This window comes from Streptomyces sp. SID14478 (genome assembly GCF_010548525.1).
Taxonomy (GTDB): domain Bacteria; phylum Actinomycetota; class Actinomycetes; order Streptomycetales; family Streptomycetaceae; genus Streptomyces.
Map to the genome: position 1 here is coordinate 16,576 of NZ_JAAGMG010001065.1, position 17,388 is coordinate 33,963.

15 protein-coding genes are annotated in these 17,388 nt (G+C 70.9%); 6 read left to right on the forward strand and 9 right to left on the reverse strand.

Features of this window, described 5'->3' with window-relative positions; all coding sequences use genetic code 11:
• Positions 1-3 precede the first annotated feature (3 nt).
• Together recX and G3I40_RS34100 are read left to right on the forward strand one after the other, a co-directional pair.
• Entirely contained in the window at positions 4-789 is a 786-nt protein-coding gene (gene recX, locus G3I40_RS34095) for a recombination regulator RecX (protein ID WP_164558701.1), read from the forward strand.
• A 229-nt stretch (positions 790-1,018) separates the two neighbouring features.
• A complete protein-coding gene (locus G3I40_RS34100; RefSeq protein WP_164558702.1) occupies positions 1,019-3,559 on the forward strand; it encodes an ABC transporter permease in 2,541 nt (846 codons plus the stop codon).
• A 226-nt stretch (positions 3,560-3,785) separates the two neighbouring features.
• Here the strand turns inward: G3I40_RS34100 and G3I40_RS34105 are convergent, their stop codons facing one another.
• The 7 genes from G3I40_RS34105 to G3I40_RS34135 form a co-directional block, all read right to left on the reverse strand.
• Positions 3,786-4,187: a rhodanese-like domain-containing protein gene (locus tag G3I40_RS34105; protein WP_343245107.1), complete on the reverse strand. Its 402-nt coding sequence runs from the start codon at positions 4,185-4,187 to the stop codon at positions 3,786-3,788.
• Entirely contained in the window at positions 4,184-4,762 is a 579-nt protein-coding gene (locus G3I40_RS34110; protein ID WP_164558703.1) for a cysteine dioxygenase, read from the reverse strand. Before G3I40_RS34110 ends, G3I40_RS34105 begins: the two co-directional genes overlap by 4 nt.
• Positions 4,763-4,981: 219 nt before the next feature.
• Entirely contained in the window at positions 4,982-6,601 is a 1,620-nt protein-coding gene (locus tag G3I40_RS34115; protein ID WP_164558704.1) for an FAD-dependent monooxygenase, read from the reverse strand.
• Between the two features lie 234 nt (positions 6,602-6,835).
• Positions 6,836-7,726, reverse strand: a complete 891-nt coding sequence (locus G3I40_RS34120) for an amino acid ABC transporter permease (protein WP_164558705.1) — start codon at positions 7,724-7,726, stop codon at positions 6,836-6,838.
• On the reverse strand, positions 7,723-8,388 hold the full coding sequence (locus tag G3I40_RS34125; RefSeq protein WP_164558706.1) for an amino acid ABC transporter permease: 666 nt from the start codon (positions 8,386-8,388) through the stop codon (positions 7,723-7,725). Before G3I40_RS34125 ends, G3I40_RS34120 begins: the two co-directional genes overlap by 4 nt.
• Positions 8,389-8,486: 98 nt before the next feature.
• A complete protein-coding gene (locus G3I40_RS34130; protein ID WP_164558707.1) occupies positions 8,487-9,323 on the reverse strand; it encodes a glutamate ABC transporter substrate-binding protein in 837 nt (278 codons plus the stop codon).
• Positions 9,324-9,416: 93 nt separating this feature from the next.
• Positions 9,417-10,196 carry an amino acid ABC transporter ATP-binding protein gene (locus G3I40_RS34135; RefSeq protein WP_164558708.1) on the reverse strand — a complete coding sequence of 260 codons (780 nt, stop codon included), beginning with the start codon at positions 10,194-10,196 and terminating at the stop codon, positions 9,417-9,419.
• Positions 10,197-10,449: 253 nt separating this feature from the next.
• Here G3I40_RS34135 and G3I40_RS34140 point away from each other — a divergent pair, with 253 nt between their 5' ends.
• Both G3I40_RS34140 and G3I40_RS34145 read left to right on the forward strand, forming a co-directional pair.
• Positions 10,450-11,136: a response regulator transcription factor gene (locus G3I40_RS34140; RefSeq protein ID WP_164558709.1), complete on the forward strand. Its 687-nt coding sequence runs from the start codon at positions 10,450-10,452 to the stop codon at positions 11,134-11,136.
• A 21-nt stretch (positions 11,137-11,157) separates the two neighbouring features.
• Positions 11,158-12,609, forward strand: coding sequence for a HAMP domain-containing sensor histidine kinase (locus G3I40_RS34145; protein ID WP_164558710.1), 1,452 nt, complete (start codon positions 11,158-11,160; stop codon positions 12,607-12,609).
• On the opposite strand, the gene G3I40_RS34150 is transcribed toward G3I40_RS34145, so the two are convergent.
• Both G3I40_RS34150 and G3I40_RS34155 read right to left on the reverse strand, forming a co-directional pair.
• Positions 12,588-13,583 (reverse strand): TAXI family TRAP transporter solute-binding subunit, encoded by a 996-nt coding sequence (locus tag G3I40_RS34150; protein ID WP_164558711.1) that lies wholly within the window; start codon positions 13,581-13,583, stop codon positions 12,588-12,590. The two genes, G3I40_RS34145 and G3I40_RS34150, sit on opposite strands and share 22 nt — an antisense overlap.
• Before the next feature lie 114 nt (positions 13,584-13,697).
• Positions 13,698-14,627, reverse strand: a complete 930-nt coding sequence (locus tag G3I40_RS34155; protein WP_164558712.1) for a TIGR01777 family oxidoreductase — start codon at positions 14,625-14,627, stop codon at positions 13,698-13,700.
• Between the two features lie 205 nt (positions 14,628-14,832).
• Here G3I40_RS34155 and miaB point away from each other — a divergent pair, with 205 nt between their 5' ends.
• Positions 14,833-16,356 carry a tRNA (N6-isopentenyl adenosine(37)-C2)-methylthiotransferase MiaB gene (miaB, locus tag G3I40_RS34160; RefSeq protein ID WP_164558713.1) on the forward strand — a complete coding sequence of 508 codons (1,524 nt, stop codon included), beginning with the start codon at positions 14,833-14,835 and terminating at the stop codon, positions 16,354-16,356.
• 256 nt (positions 16,357-16,612) lie between these two features.
• On the forward strand, positions 16,613-17,329 hold the full coding sequence (locus tag G3I40_RS34165; protein ID WP_164558714.1) for a class III extradiol dioxygenase subunit B-like domain-containing protein: 717 nt from the start codon (positions 16,613-16,615) through the stop codon (positions 17,327-17,329).
• Positions 17,330-17,388: the final 59 nt, after the last annotated feature.

A 17,388-nucleotide genomic window follows, 5' to 3' on the forward strand; every position in this document is an offset into this window, starting at 1 on the left:
TCCGTGACACGACGAACCGACTGGGCCGAGTACGACGCCGGCCCCGCAGTCCCTGAGGGCCGGGGGCGCGGGGGCGACGAGGCGTACGACGATGCCGCCGTGCACGGGGAGACCGGGCACGACGGCACAGCGGGGGACAGCACGGTGGGCCGGCCGCGACGTGGGGGACGCGCGCGAAGCGGGACCGGGCAGCGCGGGCGCCGGCGCAAGGGCGGGTTCGGGGACCCGTCCGGCGCCGCACAGGACGACGGCCCCCCTGACTCGTCGAGGGCCGAGCGAGGGGAACCGTCAGGGGACCCGGCGGAGCGGGCGCGGAACATCTGTCTGCGCCTGCTCACCGGGACCCCGCGCACCCGCAAGCAACTGGCCGATGCCCTGCGCAAGCGGGAGATCCCGGACGAGGTGGCGCAGGAGGTGCTGTCCCGGTTCGAGGAGGTCGGACTGATCAACGACAGTGCCTTCGCGGATGCCTGGGTGGAGTCCCGGCACCACGGGCGGGGCCTGGCCCGTCGGGCGCTCGCCCGGGAACTGCGCACCAAGGGCGTGGATTCCACGGTGATCGACGAGGCGGTCGGGCAGCTCGACGCCGAGCGGGAGGAGGAGACCGCGCGCGAACTCGTCGCCCGCAAGCTCCGTTCCACGCGCGGCCTCGACCGTGACAAGCGGCTGCGCCGGCTCGCGGGGATGCTCGCCCGCAAGGGCTACTCCGAGGGCATGGCCCTGCGCCTGGTGCGCCAGGCGTTGGAGGAAGAGGGGGAGGAGACCGAGGACTTGGGGTTCGAGGAGTAGGAACAGGCGGTGGTGACGCGACGTGCAGGCGTCGCTCACCGCAAGACGGGAGCGCCAAGGCCGCACGGTGGACGGAGTGCGCGCTCCTCCGAGTACCTCGGCCCGCCCGAGATCCTCGGGCACGCGCCCTGGTGGGGTTTACCCCCGCCTGAAGACGCCTGACCGCCGCAGTGTCAGGGGCAGGGGGTGCGGGCGATCGTAAGCGCATGATGAAGAACTGCGGAACGTCATGATGCTGCGCTACGCCCTCGCGTCCGTTCGGGACCGCAAGGGTGGATTCGTCGGCGCCTTTCTCGCTCTGGTGTGTGCGGCCGCCCTCGTCGCGGCCTGCGGCACCCTGCTCGAGACGGGTCTGCGCGGCACCGTCCGCACCGAGCGGTACGCGGCGGCCCCTGTCCTCGTCTCCGCCGACCAGGACGTCCATCAGACGGTCGTCAAGCACAAGAAGGGCAAGACGAAGGTCAAGCACAAGGCCAAGCCGCTCGCCGAGCGGGCCTGGTTGTCGGCGGACGTCGCCCGGACGGTCCGGAAGGTGTCCGGGGTGCGGCGGGTGGTGCCCGAACTGACCTTCCCCGCGCAGCCGTTGGCCCCGGGGGCGGCCGACGCCGGTCGGCCCGCGTACGGGCACGCCTGGGACTCCGCCGCCCTCACGCCGTACGCGCTGGCCTCGGGCGCCGCTCCCCGCACCGCGGGCGAGGTCGTGATCGATCGTGACCTCGCGCGCCGCGCCCATCTCGCACCGGGCGACCGACTTGCCGTGCAATCGACACAGGACCCCCGGACCTACCGGGTCACGGGCATCGCCGCTCCCGGCGCGGGCGCCACGGTCACCCACCAGACGTCGCTGTTCTTCTCCACCGGCGAGGCCGAACGGCTGGCCGCACACCCCGGCAAGGTCACGGCCGTCGGCATCGTCCCCGAACAGGGCCAGGACGTCGGGGAGTTGAAGGCGGCCGTTGCGCGGGCGCTCGAAGGAACGGCCGCGCGCGTCACCACCGGGGACGCCCGCGGCCCGGTCGAGTTCCTCGACGCCTCGGCCGCCCGCGTGAAGCTCATCAGCATGGGCGGGGCCATGGGGGGCACGTCCCTGCTCGTCGCCGTCCTCGTGGTCGTCGGCACCTTCGCCCTTTCCGTGCAGCAGCGGTACCGCGAACTCGCCCTGCTGCGCGCCATCGCTGCCACGCCCCGGCAGATCCGTGCGCTGCTCGGGCGTGAGGCCCTGCTCGTCGGTGCTGCCGCCGGAGCCGTGGGGGCTCTCCTGGGACTGCCCCTCGGCGGATGGCTGTACCGCCGATTCGTCTACCTGGGCGCCGTACCGGCCACATTGGAGCGCACCGTCAGCCTCTTCCCGGTGGCCGCCGCGCTCGGTGCCACCCTGCTCGGCGCCTGGGCGGCCGCCCGGGTGGCGGCTCGCCGCGTTGCCCGCATCCGGCCCGCGGAGGCGCTCTCCGAAGCGAGCGCCGAGCCGAAGAGGCCGGCCGTCGCCCGGATCGTCGCCGGCCTCCTGGCCCTCGCCGGTGGCACCGTACTCGTCGTCGTACTCGGCGGGCTGCGCACCGAGGCGGCGTCAACTCCCGTGACGTTCCTGACCGTTGTCGTCCTCGCCGTCGCCGTGTCCCTTCTCGGCCCCCTCCTCGTCAAGGCGGTCATGGCCGTCCTGGGGCTGCCGCTGCGGTGGGCCGGACCCGGGTCCCGGCTCGCCGCCGCCAACCTCCGGGGCAACGCGGGCCGCATGGCCGCCGTCGTCACCCCGCTCACCCTGCTCGTCGGTATGGCCTGCACCGTCCTGTTCTGCCAGCCGACCCTCGGCAACGCCGCCCGCGCCCAGGTGCGCGACGGCGTCCGCGCCGACTGGGTGCTCGCGGCCCGGGGGCCGGGTGTTCCCGGAGCCGCCGTGCGCGCCCTGCGTGCGGAGCCGGGGACCACGGCCACCGAGATCGTCCGCTCCACCGTCCGGGTCGGCCTCGACAAGTACGCGACGCAGGGCGTCACCGCGGCGGGGCTCACCCGCACCTGGGACCCGCACGTCACCGCGGGGTCCCTCGACGGCTTCGGGGCGCACTCGGTCGCCGTCAGTGAACTCGCCGCCGATCAGCAGCACTTGAGGCCCGGCAGTCGGCTGAAGTTGACCCTCGGTGACGGCACGCGCACCACTCTCACCGTCGCCGCCGTCTACGCCAGGGGTCTCGGCTTCGGCGATCTGACCGTCGCCCACGCTCTGCTCTCGCGCCACATCGACAATCCGCTCGCCTCCTCCGTGCTCGTCTCCACCAGCCGTGCACAGGGACAACTCGCAACTACGCTCCGTGAGTTCCCGAACGTGCGGATTCTTTCCCCGGACGCGGCCGACGGATTGCAGGAGGCCAGGCAGCAGGCCAACGCCGAGGTCAATCTCCTCGCCATGGCGCTCGTCCTCGCGTTCACCGCCATCGCCGTCGTGAACACCCTTGCGATGTCGGTCTCCGAGCGGATCCGCGAGTTCGCGCTGCTCCGGCTCGCCGGCGCCACCCGGCGTCAGGTCCTGCGGATGCTCCGGGTCGAGGCACTGACCGTGGTCCTCATGGGAGTGGTGCTGGGCAGCGGGATCGCGCTGGCCGTGCTCACCGCGTTCAGCCTGGGCATGACCGGCGCCGCGGCACCGGCCGTGCTGCCTCTCGTGTACGCGACCGTGGTCGCGGCTGCCGCTCTGCTCGCCCTCACCGCGACCCAGCTGCCCGGACGGGCGGCCCTGCGGGTCCGGCCCGTCACCGTCGCCACCGCCAAGGAGTGACCAGCAAGGCGCGGCCACTCGGAACTGACCCACTATGAAGTGGCCCACTGAGAAGTGACCGGCAAGGTGCGGCCCCCATGACGTGATCAGCGCGCTGGGGCCGTCATGACGTGATCGGCGCGCTGTGGCGCCACCAAGAAGTGACCGGCGAGGTGGGTCCACCAGCAGTGGCCACCAAGAGGTAATTGCCACCAGGTAAGGGGCGGTTCGCTATGGCGGGCGCCCCTTACGCCTCGTCGATCGGCAGTCCCTCCGCCCGCCACGCCTGGAACCCGCCCACCAGGTCCGTCGCCCGGTGCAGCCCCAACTGCCGTAGGGACGCGGCCGCGAGGCTGGAGGCGTAGCCCTCGTTGCACAGGACCACGACGCGCAGGTCGTGGCTCGTCGCCTCGGGGGCCCGATGGCTGCCCTGGGGGTCGAGGCGCCACTCCAGTTCGTTGCGCTCGACCACCAGCGCGCCGGGGATCAGCCCGTCGCGCTCGCGCAGTGCCGCGTACCGGATGTCGACCAGGAGCGCCTCGCCCGACGCCGCCGCCTCGAAGGCCTGCCGGGCCTCCACCCGGTCGAGCCCTGAGCGCACCTGTTCCAGCAGTTCATCGATGCCGACCGGTGAAGGGGGAGTGCTCACTGCCAGTCCTCCGGGCGCTCCACCGACTCGAGCCGCAGGACCTGACCACTACGGCTGTAGCGGCGGATCTGCGGCAGCGGCGGGTAGTAGGCGTGCACCGAGACGGCGTGCTCGGTGAGGGACTCGTTCAGGACCTCGTGCACATGATGGCGGCCGAAGGCGCGGCCTTGGCCTGCCGTCAACTGCCGCTCCCTGTCGATCTTTTCGGACAGCTCCAGGGTCTTCCAGCCGTCGGCGGGCAGCCGGGCAGCGAGGGAGTTCTCCTTCAGCTCGCCCGAAGCGGTGAGGAATGCGCCGACGGACTCGGCGTGGTCGTGCCAGCCGGTGCCGGTGCCCGGCGGCCAGCCGATGAGCCAGGCCTCGCTGCCGCCGGGACCTTCGAGCCGCACCCAGGTACGGCCTTGTGGATCCAGCGGCAGGGAGGCGATGAGGTCGGTGTCCGCGGCGGTGCGGCGGACGAAGTCGAGCAGTTCGGCCTGGTTGGGCGCGGCCACGGCAGCGGGCCGCGGGCTCGCGGCGGCCGTGGGCGCAGGGGAAGCCGTCGTGGGCGCAGAGGAAGACGTCGGCAGTGACATGGGTACCGTCCTGAGATTTCGCGGAGGACGCGCGCAGCGGGTGCCGACCGACGGGACGGCACCACGGAACAGGCGCGCGGAAGGGAGGAGAGCGAATTCAGCAGGACGGGCGACAGACGCAGCCCGCGTAGCGGACGAGGTCCATATGGACCCTCCGCCACAGGCGTACATCGGTGTCGATCGTCACGGTCCGGAGTACACCACGGTGGTGGACCCCGGTCAACTCACGTCGGTGGAGGCCCCCTCGAGCGCGGGTGCGGACCCGCCCAGCGCCGTCTGCGCCGCCTCGTACAGCTCAGCGGGGCGCACTCCGCTCAGTGCGGTCACCAGATGGCCGTCGGGACGGATCAGCAGCACCGTGTGGGCGGCGGCCCCGGGGTAACTCTCCGTGACGAGGAGTTCGGCCTCGTGCGGGAGCGCCGTGACGGCGGCCGCGAGGCGCGGCATCAGCCCCGCCGACATCCAGTGCTTGCGCTCCCACACACCGGTGCCGGGCGCCACGAGGACGACGAGCAGCTGTCCGAGGCCGAGCCGGTCCCGCAGCTGTACGAAGGAGCCGTCGGGAGCCGTCACCCGCACGTCGGCGACCGGAGCGCCCGGCGCCGTGTCCGTCTCCGTCTGCGACTCGGCGGGCGCGGGCGCGAGGGGCGAATCGGCGTACGTACCGGGGGCGCCCAGCGGGCCCAGCCCGAGGTGGCCGTCCGTGAGCAGGGTGTCGTGACCGCGCGCGGCCCCGGGAACGTACGACCGAAGTCCCCTGCCGCCGCGCAGTATCGGCAGCGCCTGGTCGGCGGCGCGCAGTCGGCCCGCGACGACGGCGCGGCGCTCGGCCTGATAGCTGTCGAGCAGCGCGTCCTGGGCCGGGCGCGGTCCGTCGTGCCAGACGAGGGCGAGCTTCCACGCGAGGTTGTCCGCGTCGCGCAGCCCCTCGTCCAGGCCCTGGGTGCCGAGCGCGCCCAGTAGGTGGGCGGCGTCCCCGGCGAGGAAGGCGCGGCCCACGCGCCAGCGGCGGGCGAGGCGGTGGTGAACCGTGTGGACGCCCGTGTCGAGGAGCTCGTACGGCGGGGTGGAGCCCCCGCACCAGCCCGCGAGCGTCTCCCGGATGCGCGCCACCAGCACGTCCGGAGTGATCAGGTCGCTGCGAGGCGGCAGCAGCCAGTCCAGGCGCCAGACGCCGTCGGCGAGGGAACGGCCGACGATCTCCGCGCCCGAGGTCCGCCACGGAGGACTCCGATGGAGCAACGCTTCGCCGGGCCACGGAAGTTCCGTGCGCAGTGCGGCGACCGCGTGTCGTTCGACGGAGGTGCGGCCGGGGAAGCGGATGTCGAGGAGCTTGCGGACGGTGGAGCGCGGGCCGTCGCAGCCCGCGAGATAACTGCCGCGCCACCACGTGCCCTTGGGGCCGCGGGTGTGTGCGGTGAGGCCGGACCTGTCCTCCTCGATCGCGTCGAGCCGGCTGTCGACCGCGAGCTTGATGAGCCGTTCCCGTGCGGCGGCCTCGCGCAGCGCCCCGGTCAGTTCGTGCTGGGCGATGTGCAGGGGAGCCGACAGTGACTCTCCTGTGTCACCTTGCTCACCGAAGGTGAGCGTTCGCATCTCCTGCTTGCGGCGCAGCGAGCGCCAGCCGGTCCAGCGGGCACCGGGCGCGTCGAACGACGTACCGGTCAGACGTTCGGCGAGGGCCGCGGTGTCCTCGCGCAGCACCACGGTGCGGGCGGGGCGTTGCTCGTCCTTGCCGGGACCCTCGTCGAGCACCACGGACGGCACGCCGTGGCGGGCGAGGGCGAGGGACAGCGTGAGCCCGACGGGGCCCGCGCCGACGACGATCACCGGATCCACGGCGCGGCTCCTCCTGCCCCGTGGACCCCGCCGAGGAGCGCCCCGTGCGGGGGCGTGGGCGGTGTACTGGTCGTACAAGGACGGGCAGTTGGAGCGGGGTGCGCGTTCACAGAGCGTATGCAACCCATTGCCGGTGCTTGCGTCAAGTGACGGAGGCAGTGGCGATCACGCCACTGCCTCCGTGGTGCCGGGACGCTCGACCGACAGTAGGACGACCCGTCAAATGCTGGTGCCTTACCCGGCGCCACCGGCTCCGGTGGACTCCGCACCGCCGACGGACGCCGCCGGCAGCACCGCGCCGGTCGACTTCTTCCCGCGGCGCAGCCGCCCCTCCAGCCAGGAGGCGAAGGTCGTGAGCGAGAAGTTGATGGCCACGAAGATGACCGCGACGATCGTGAAGCACGCGATCGTGTTCGCTCCGTACGCGGCGCTCATCGGGCGGACGGACGCGAGGAGTTCGCCGAACGTGAGCATGGCGCCGCCCAGCGCGGTGTCCTTCACGATGACGACCAACTGGCTGACGATGGCCGGGAGCATCGCCGTCACCGACTGCGGGAGCAGGATCGAGCGCATGGTCTGGCCCTTGCGCAGACCGATGGCGTACGCGGCCTCGGACTGCCCCTTGGGGAGGGCCAGGATGCCCGCGCGGACGACCTCGGCGAGTACGGACGCGTTGTAGAGCACGAGGCCCGTGACGACCGCGTAGAGCGGGCGGTCGTCCGTGGGGATGTCCGTGTACTCGGCGAACGCGGCGTTCGCGAAGACCATCAGGATGAGGACCGGGATCGCGCGGAAGAACTCGACGACCGCGCCCGACGGCATGCGCACCGCCAGGTGGTCGGAGAGGCGCGAGATGCCGAAGAGGGCGCCGAGCGGCAGTGCGATGACCATCGCCAGTCCGGCCGCCTTCAAGGTGTTCTCAAGGCCCGGCCATATGTAGGTCTCCCACGGGCGGTGGTCCGTGAAGAAGGGCTTCCACTTCTCCCAGTCGAGCTGGTGCTTGTCGTTCAGCTGGACGACGACCCACCAGATCACGGCGGCGAAGGCGATCAGGAAGACGATCGAGTAGAGGATGTTGCGCCGCTTGGCCCGGGGGCCCGGGGCGTCGTAGAGGACCGACGTCATCGCTTCACCGCCACCTTCTTGCTCAGCCAGCCGAAGAACAGGCCGGTCGGCATCGTCAGGACGATGAAGCCGAAGGCGAAGACGGCGGCGATCAGGATGAGCTGGGCCTCGTTCTCGATCATTTCCTTCATCAGCAGCGCGGCCTCGGCGACACCGATGGCGGCGGCCACCGTGGTGTTCTTGGTCAGCGCGATCAGCACGTTGGCCAGCGGGCCCACGACCGAGCGGAAGGCCTGGGGCAGGATCACGATGCCGAGCACCTGGTTGAAGCTGAGGCCGAGCGCGCGCGCCGCCTCCGCCTGGCCGACGGGAACCGTGTTGATGCCCGACCGCAAGGCTTCGCAGACGAATGCCGACGTGTAGGCGATCAGGCCGAGCACCGCCAGACGGAAGTTGACCGTGTCGAAGTTGTCGGACCCGAACGTGACGCCCAGCGTCTGGTTCAGGCCGAGCGACGTGAACACGATGATGATCGTCAGCGGAATGTTCCGCACGATGTTGACGTACGCGGTGCCGAAGCCGCGCATCAAAGGCACCGGGCCGACGCGCATGCCGGCCAGCAGAGTTCCCCATATGAGGGAGCCGACGGCTGAGAGAGCGGTGAGTTTCACCGTCACCCAGAACGCTCCCAGCAGGTCGTAACCTTCAAGAAAGTCGAACACGATCTCCCGCGCTTCCGCGTGTGTGGAGGGCTGCCGGATGTGCTCAGGGCGCGGCGGTCCGCCCAGTGGTACGGACCGCCGCGCCCTGCGTCACCACGTCACTTGACGATGTTGCCGATCTTCGGCGCGGGCTCGTTCTTGTAGTTCGCCGGGCCGAAGTTGGCCTTCACGGCCTTCTCCCAGGAACCGTCCGAGACCATCTTCTCCAGGGCCTTGTTGATCTTGGCCTTGAGGTCGCTGCCCTTCTTGACGCCGATGCCGTAGTTCTCGTTGGTCATCTTGAAGCCGCCCAGCTTGAACTTGCCCTTGAACTGGGACTGCGCGGCGTAACCGGCGAGGATCGAGTCATCGGTGGTGAGGGCGTCGAGCGCGTTGTTCTCCACGCCCGTCAGGCACTCCGAGTAGCCGCCGTAGTTCTGGAGCTGCGCCTTGGGGGCGAGCTTGTCCTTGATGTTCTGCGCGGACGTCGAACCCGTCACCGAACACAGCTTCTTGCTGTTCAGGTCCTTGGGGGCCTTGATCGAGTTGTCGTCCGCACGGATCAGGACGTCCTGATGGGCCAGGAGGTAGGGGCCGGCGAAGTCGACCTTGGCCGCGCGCTCGTCGTTGATCGAGTAGGAGGCGGCGATGAAGTCCACGTCACCGCGCTGCAGCATCGTCTCGCGGTCGGCGCTCTTGGCTTCCTTCCACTGGATGTCGCCGGCGTCGTGGCCGAGCTCCTTGGCGACATACGTGGCGACGTCGACGTCGAAGCCCTCGTACTTGCCGTCCGGGGTCTTCTGGCCGATGCCGGGCTGGTCGAACTTGATACCGATGCTGATCTTGTCGCCACCGCCCGACGAACCCTTGTCGTCGTCACTGCCGCCGCACGCGGTGGCGGTGACAGCGAGGGCGAGGGCGGCGGACGTCGCCGCGGTGACCTTGCGGAGCTTCATGGGGAACTTCCTTCGTGTCGGCAGATTCGGCAGGAGGAAAAACTCAACACGCGCGCGCGGGACGCATCTTGGCGGCGTACGCGCACGCGCGCGTCAGTGGTGCAGGATCTTCGACAGGAAGTCCTTGGCCCGATCGCTGCGCGGGTTGCTGAAGAACTGGTCGGGGGTGGCCTCTTCGACGATCCGGCCGTCCGCCATGAAGACGACGCGGTTGGCCGCGGAGCGGGCGAAGCCCATCTCGTGCGTGACCACCACCATCGTCATCCCGTCCCGGGCGAGCTGCTGCATCACCTCGAGGACCTCGTTGATCATCTCCGGGTCGAGCGCCGAGGTCGGCTCGTCGAAGAGCATCACCTTCGGGTCCATCGCCAATGCCCGTGCGATGGCGACGCGTTGCTGCTGGCCGCCGGAGAGCTGGGCGGGGTACTTGTCCGCCTGCGCGCCGACGCCGACGCGGTCGAGGAGGGCGCGAGCCTTCTGCTCGGCCTGCTTCTTGTCCGTCTTGCGGACCTTGACCTGGCCCAGCGTCACGTTCTCGAGCACCGTCTTGTGCGCGAAGAGGTTGAAGGACTGGAAGACCATGCCCACGTCCGCGCGCAGTCGGGCGAGTTCCTTGCCTTCCTGGGGCAGCGGCTTGCCATCGATCGTGATGCTGCCGTCGTCGATGGTCTCCAGGCGGTTGATCGTGCGGCAGAGCGTCGACTTGCCGGAACCCGACGGCCCGATGACGACGACGACCTCGCCCGGCGCGATGGCCAGGTCGATGTCCTGGAGCACGTGCAGCGCACCGAAGTGCTTGTTGACTCCGCTCAGCGCGACCAGCGCGTCGCCCGCAGGGGGAGTCGCGTCCTTGGTCACCGAAACTTCGGTCATCGGGGTCTTGCTCCATCCTCCTCGGTTGGGAGGACAGTAGTAACGCCGTACGACCAGCGTCATTACATCTGAGGGGAAATTGAGCATAACGATCCGGCCGCAACCGGACACTATGCGTGAAGGGGGCGCGGCCCCGCGTACCGGCTGCATAACGGAACACGGACGTAACCAGTAGGGCCTTGACGACATCCTTGTGGATCGGCGTGGATGCCTTGGTGAACCTGAAGAGGCCGGGACATGAGAGGGGGCCGGAATGAGACTGCTGCTCGTCGAGGACGACGACCACGTCGCCGCGGCCCTGTCCGCCGTGCTGTCCCGGCACGGCTTCGCGGTGCAGCACGCCCGCAACGGGGAGGAGGCGCTGCAGGCGCTCGTCCCCGAGCCCGACGCCTTCGGGGTGGTCCTGCTCGATCTGGGACTGCCCGATCAGGACGGCTACGAGGTGTGCGGCAAGATCCGCAAGCGCACCGCGACGCCCGTCATCATGGTGACCGCGCGCGCGGACGTACGTTCCCGCATCCATGGGCTCAATCTCGGCGCGGACGACTACGTAGTGAAGCCTTACGACACAGGGGAGTTGCTCGCCCGTATTCATGCCGTCAGTCGGCGCAGCGCGGGCGGCGAGAGTGCCCCCGCGGCCGAGAACGGACTGCGGCTCGGCGGCGTGCACATCGAACTGCCCACGCGACAGGTCACGGTGGACGGGGCCGCCGTCCAGCTCACCCGCAAGGAGTTCGACCTGCTGGCGCTGCTCGCGCAGCGGCCGGGTGTCGTCTTCCGTCGGGAGCAGATCATCTCCGAGGTGTGGCGCACGAGTTGGGAGGGCACCGGACGCACCCTGGAGGTGCACGTCGCCTCCCTGCGCTCCAAGCTGCGGATGCCCGCACTCATCGAGACCGTGCGCGGCGTCGGGTACCGGCTCGTCGCCCCGGCCGCGTAGCGGAAGCCGTAGAGTCCCCGGGTGCGCGCCCGTCTGCTTCCGCTGCTCATCGTCCTCATGGCGGGCGTGCTGCTCGCGCTGGGCTTCCCGCTCGCGGTGAGCGTGGCCTCCGCGCAGCAGCAGAAGGTCGTGGTCGACCGGATCGATGACACCGCCCGGTTCGCGTCGCTCGCGCAGTTCGTCACGACACGTCCGGACGAGGGCGAACCGCACATGACGGACGAGCGGCAGCAGACGCTGCAGAACGAACTCGCCCGCTACCACGACGTGTACGGCATAAGGGCCGGTGTCTTCTACCGGGACTTCGAGCCGATGGGCCGGGCACCGGGAGACTTCCGGGTGCCCGCGGGCGGGGCCGTGCGCGCCGCCTACGACGAGGCACTGTACTCGCGCGGCAGCCACGACCCGTCGCAGGTGTGGCCGTGGCAGCGGGGCCGGCTCGTGGTCGCCTCGCCGGTCATCCGCGACGGCGATGTCGTCGCGGTCGTCGTCACGGACTCGCCCACCGGCGCGATGCGGGCCGCGACGTTGCGCGGCTGGCTCGTCATCGCGGCGGGCGAGGTGGCCGCGATGCTGCTCGCGATGGGCGCGGCGCTGCGGCTGACCGGCTGGGTGCTGCGTCCCGTGCGGGTGCTGGACGCGACCACCCACGACATCGCCACCGGGCGCCTGAAGTCGCGGGTCGCGGCGGCCGGCGGCCCTCCGGAACTTCGGCGCCTGGCCCGGTCGTTCAACGAGATGGCGGACAACGTCGAGGACGTGCTGGAGCAGCAGCGCGCCTTCGTCGCCGACGCCTCGCACCAGCTGCGCAATCCGCTCGCCGCCCTGATGTTGCGCATCGAAGTCCTGTCGTACGAACTACCGGAGGGGAACGAGGAGATCGCGTCCGTACGGGCCGAGGGCAAGCGCCTGGCCCGGGTCCTCGACGACCTGCTCGACCTGGCCCTGGCCGAGCACGCCGCCGCGGACCTGCAGCTGACCGACATCGGTGAGCTGGCCGCCGAGCGCGTCGAGGCCTGGCGCCTGAGCGCCGAGGAGAAGGGCGTGCGGCTGGTCGCCGACTGCCCCGCCGCGACCGGCTGGGCCGATCCGATCGCACTGTCCAGCGCCCTGGACGCGGTGGTCGACAACGCCCTGAAGTTCACGCCGGTGGGCGAGCAGGTCACCGTCAAGGTCGCGGCGAACGGGGACACCTGCTCCATCGAGGTCGCCGACCGCGGCCCCGGCCTGCGCGAGGAGGAGCTCGCGCGGATCGGCGACCGGTTCTGGCGCAGCGGACAGCACCAGAACATCAAGGGCTCGGGCCTCGGCCTGTCCATCTCCCGGGCGCTGTTGGCCGCGGGGGGCGGCTCTCTCACGTACGCGCATCACGAGCCGCACGGACTGAAGGTGACGGTGCGCGTGCCCAGGACCGCGCCGGTGCCGCAGGCGCGGGACGCCCTCTCAGGCGCTCAGGGCTTGACGGAGCGGTAGTAGCGGCGGGCGCCCTCGTGCAGCGCGAGCGGGTCCGTGTACACGGCCGTTCTGAGGTCGACGAGCTGCGCCGCGTGCACCTGTGTGCCGATGTGGTCGCGGCTGTCGATGACCGTACGTGTCATCGCCTCGGTCAGTCCCGGGTCCGTGCGGTCGGTGGTCACCAGCAGGTTCGCGACGGCCAGCGTGCTGACGGCCTTGCCCTGCTGGGCGTACGGGTAGGCGTCGGCGGGCATCACGGCGGCCCGGTAGTAGCGCGACTCGCCGCCCTGGTCGTGGAGCTTGTCGACCAGGCTGCCGAGTTCGACCAGACGGATCGGGTACGCCTTCGACAGTTCGCGGACGTGGTTGGTGGGCAGACCGCCGGACCAGAAGAACGCATCGATCTTCTGCGACTTGAGGGCGGTCGGCATGGTGTCTATGCCGATGCCCACCGGTGTGACGTCCTTGTCGATGTCCAGACCGGCCGCCTTGAGCACCCGCTCCGCGATCAGCCGCACGCCGGACCGTTCCCCGCCGACGGCGACCTTCTTGCCCCGCAGGTCCGCGACCGACTTCACGGACGAGGAGCGGGGCACGACGAGCTGCATGTAGTCGTCGTAGAGCCGGGCGCAGCCGCGCAGGCTGGCCGCCCCCGGCAGCTTCTCGCGCTGGTACTTGGCGACCGCGTCCGCCGCGGTGATGGTGAAGTCGGCCTTGCCGGTGGCCACCCGCTCGACGTTGTCCCACGAGCCCTCGCTGCCGGTGAGGGTCACGCCGAGGTCGGGGAGGTCGCGGGCCAGCGCCTTCTTCAGCAGCTTTCCGTAGGTCTCGTAGACGCCGGTGGAGGCGCCGGTGCTGATGGTGACCCGTCCCTTCTGGGTGGTCTCGCCCAGCGGAAGCAGCCACCACAGCAGCAGTCCGAACGCGACGAGCCCGGCCGTGGCGCCGGTGAGCGCACGGCGGCGGGTGATGCGGGCGAACGGCTGGGGCATGCGCGCGATCCTGCCAGTTCGCACCGCGCGCTGACCAGGCCTTGCGGTTCTCCTCGGAGCCGCACCTCGGTGGCGGTGCGGCTCCTGGTTCCGGCGGTGTACGAGGCCAGGTGTTCAGCGGCGTACGAGATCGCGTGCGGCGCTCTCCCAGTCGTCGTACGCGAAGGAGAACCCCGCGTCCAGGAGCCGGCCAGGCACCACCCGGCGGCTCTTGAGGAGCAGCTCCGTGTCCGAGCGCAGGGCGAAGGCGCCGAGCCCGGCCATCCACCGGGTGGCGGGCAGGCCGAGCGGGATCCGCCGCGCGCGGCGCAGGACGCGCATGAACTCGCGCTGGGGGAGCGGGTGCGGCGCGGCGAGGTTCACCGGCCCCCGGAGGTCCTCCCGGGCGATCAGGAACTCGACCGCGCGCACGAAGTCCTGGCCGTGGATCCAGGACATGTACTGGCGGCCGCCCGCGACCGGGCCGCCGAGGCCGAGCCGTGTCAGCCACGACAGCACGTCGAAGACGCCTCCGCGGTCGGGGCTCATCACCATCGCGGCGCGCAGGGCGACCTTGCGGGTGTCCGGGGTGTCCGCCTCCTCCTGTGCGCGCTCCCACTGCCGGGCGATGTGCACGCTGTACGCCCAGTAGTCGGGGACACCGGGTTCGGTGCCGCCGAGGACGCCGTTCGCCTCGTCGTGGGCAGCACCGAAAGTGTGGGCGTAGAGGGTTGCCGTGCTCATCTGCAGCCAGAGCGCCGGCGGGCGGCCCGCCGCCCGGATGGCCTCGCCCACGGCGCGGGCGGAGTCGACGCGCGAGTCCAGCATGGCCTTGAGGTTCTCGGGTGTGTAGCGGCAACTCACGCTGCGCCCGGCCAGGTTGATGACGACGTCGCTGCCGTCGATCTCCTTGTACCAGGCCCCGGCGCTCCGGCCGTCCCACGCCACCTCGCCCGCGCGCGTGGGAGCTCTGCTCAGTACGACGACCTCGTGTCCGGCAGCGGTCAGTGCGCGGCGCAGAACACTCCCGACCTGTCCGGTCCCGCCTGGAATCACGATCTTCATGACGCCCCCCTACGGTGAGTTGAACGTGTTCAAAATACCGTAGGCGACAAGAAGGCGAGAATCCGGGGCGGTCCTTGCCCGTCCGTTCCGTCCGCAAGCTCAGTCGTCGCTCCGACCTGGAGCGAAGTGAGGGGTGATTGGTGGTGGAGCACCCCGGAACCAGGCGGGAGAAAGGGTCCTCCCGGGACCGCATACCCTGGAGACCATGACCCGTAGCGACCGGAGCCAGGCAGTGGACGTCCAGAACCCCAAGACATACGAAGTGCTGACCTACGGGTGCCAGATGAACGTCCACGACTCCGAGCGCTTGTCGGGCCTCCTTGAGGACGCGGGTTACGTCCGGGCGCCCGAGGGCTCCGACGGCGACGCCGACGTCGTCGTCTTCAATACCTGCGCGGTCCGCGAGAACGCGGACAACAAGCTCTACGGCAACCTGGGCCGGCTCGCTCCCCGTAAGACCACGCGTCCGGGGATGCAGATCGCCGTCGGCGGCTGCCTCGCGCAGAAGGACCGCGACACCATCGTGAAGAAGGCGCCCTGGGTGGACGTCGTCTTCGGCACGCACAACATCGGCAAGCTGCCCGTCCTCCTGGAGCGCGCCCGCATCCAGGAGGAGGCGCAGGTCGAGATCGCCGAGTCGCTCGAGGCCTTCCCGTCCACGCTGCCGACCCGCCGCGAGAGCGCGTACGCGGCCTGGGTCTCCATCTCGGTCGGCTGCAACAACACCTGCACCTTCTGCATCGTCCCCGCCCTGCGCGGCAAGGAGAAGGACCGCAGGACCGGCGACATCCTCGCCGAGATCGAGGCACTGGTCGCCGAGGGCGTCTCCGAGATCACGCTGCTCGGCCAGAACGTCAACGCCTACGGCAGCGACATCGGCGACCGCGAGGCCTTCAGCAAGCTGCTGCGCGCCTGCGGGAAGATCGAGGGCCTGGAGCGCGTGCGCTTCACGTCCCCGCACCCGCGCGACTTCACGGACGACGTGATCGCCGCCATGGCCGAGACGCCGAACGTGATGCCGCAGCTCCACATGCCGATGCAGTCCGGCTCGGACACGGTCCTCAAGGCGATGCGCCGCTCGTACCGCCAGGAGCGCTTCCTGGGGATCATCGACAAGGTCCGCGCCGCCATCCCGTACGCGGCCATCACCACCGACATCATCGTGGGATTCCCCGGCGAGACCGAGGAGGACTTCGAGCAGACGATGCACGCCGTGCGCGAGGCCCGCTTCTCCGCGGCCTTCACCTTCCAGTACTCCAAGCGCCCCGGAACGCCGGCGGCGACCATGGAGAACCAGGTCCCCAAGGAGGTCGTGCAGGCACGCTACGAGCGTCTGGTCGCCCTTCAGGAGGAGATCTCCTGGGAGGAGAACAAGAAGCAGGTCGGCCGCACCCTGGACCTCATGGTCGCCGAAGGAGAGGGCCGCAAGGACGGTGCGACGCACCGCCTGTCCGGCCGCGCCCCCGACAACCGCCTGGTCCACTTCACCAAGCCGGACACCGAGGTCCGTCCCGGCGACGTGGTCACGGTCGAGATCACCTACGCCGCCCCGCACCACCTCCTCGCCGAGGGCCCCGTCCTGAACGTGCGCCCCACGCGCGCGGGCGACGCCTGGGAGAAGCGCAACAAGGAAGCGCAGGACAAGCAGCAGGGCGTCATGCTGGGCCTGCCCCAGGTGGGCGTCCCGGAGCCGCTGCCGGTGGTCACCGGAGGCTGCGCCGTCGACTGACCGGCTGTGACGGGGGAGCGGACCACGGCCCACCGCGTCGATCACTGCGGAGCACGGCAAGGGCGACCACGTGCAGAGCATGGGGCGCCCTGACCACGTACTGCCTGCCGTACAGCCTCGCGGAGCCGGTCCGGAGCGATCCGGAGCGGTCCGGAGCACCGGGCGGCCCGCCCCGGCCGCCACACGACGGGGTCGGCCGATCCCCGGTACGCGGTCCCTCCCTGTCGGCGTTCCCCCGAGCAGTAGGCTGCTGATCATGCTCGTAGCCGCCGCCGTCTGCCCCTGCCCGCCTCTCCTCGTCCCCGAGGTTGCCGCGGGGGCCGCTCCCGAGCTGGACGCCGCCCGGGCGGCGTCCGAGGAGGCGCTCGGTGCGGTGCTCGCCGCCGCGCCGGACGTGCTGTGGGTGATCGGCGCGGGGCCGCGTCAGGGAGTCCACCAGCCGGGCTCCAGGGGCACCTTCCGCCCCTTCGGTGTCGACCTCGACGTGCACCTCGGGGCACCGGCCGCCGAGCCCGCCGCGGCCACTCTGCCGCCGTCCCTCTCCGTAGGGGCGTGGCTGATCGCGCGCGCGGGCTGGACGGGCGAGGTGCGGGGCTACGAGGTCAGCGGTGACGGCTCGTCGTTCGCCCACGCGGACGGCGCCTGGCGTCTCGCGGAGGGCCGCACGGGGCAGGAACGCGTGGGCTTCCTGGTCGTGGGCGACGGCACCGCCTGCCGCACCGTGAAGGCGCCCGGCTACCTCGACGAGCGCGCCGAAGGCGTGGACGCCCGGATCGCCGAGGCCCTGCGCACCCTGGATCACGACAACTACCTGGCCCAGCTGGACGCCACTCTCGCCGACGAGCTGAAGATCTCCGGACGCGCGCCGTGGCAGATCCTGACGGGGGCGTGGGAAAAGGCCGACGGGACGGCCCGCCTCCTGTACGAGGACGCGCCCTACGGAGTCGGCTATTTCGTGGCTTCCTGGACGTGAGCAGCAGCCGGCTGTGAACGGCGACGGCCGCGAAGCCCTCGGGCTTCGCGGCCGTCCGC

Excerpts from the sequence above, each read along its gene's own strand:
- G3I40_RS34100 (WP_164558702.1), top strand. The coding sequence starts at position 1,019 with ATGATGCTGCGCTACGCCCTCGCGTCCGTTCGGGACCGCAAGGGTGGA.
- G3I40_RS34110 (WP_164558703.1), bottom strand. The coding sequence starts at position 4,762 with ATGTCACTGCCGACGTCTTCCTCTGCGCCCACGACGGCTTCCCCTGCG.
- G3I40_RS34120 (WP_164558705.1), bottom strand. The coding sequence starts at position 7,726 with ATGACGTCGGTCCTCTACGACGCCCCGGGCCCCCGGGCCAAGCGGCGC.
- G3I40_RS34130 (WP_164558707.1), bottom strand. The coding sequence starts at position 9,323 with ATGAAGCTCCGCAAGGTCACCGCGGCGACGTCCGCCGCCCTCGCCCTC.
- G3I40_RS34135 (WP_164558708.1), bottom strand. The coding sequence starts at position 10,196 with ATGACCGAAGTTTCGGTGACCAAGGACGCGACTCCCCCTGCGGGCGAC.
- G3I40_RS34140 (WP_164558709.1), top strand. The coding sequence starts at position 10,450 with ATGAGACTGCTGCTCGTCGAGGACGACGACCACGTCGCCGCGGCCCTG.
- G3I40_RS34150 (WP_164558711.1), bottom strand. The coding sequence starts at position 13,583 with ATGCCCCAGCCGTTCGCCCGCATCACCCGCCGCCGTGCGCTCACCGGC.
- G3I40_RS34155 (WP_164558712.1), bottom strand. The coding sequence starts at position 14,627 with ATGAAGATCGTGATTCCAGGCGGGACCGGACAGGTCGGGAGTGTTCTG.
- miaB (WP_164558713.1), top strand. The coding sequence starts at position 14,833 with ATGACCCGTAGCGACCGGAGCCAGGCAGTGGACGTCCAGAACCCCAAG.
- G3I40_RS34165 (WP_164558714.1), top strand. The coding sequence starts at position 16,613 with ATGCTCGTAGCCGCCGCCGTCTGCCCCTGCCCGCCTCTCCTCGTCCCC.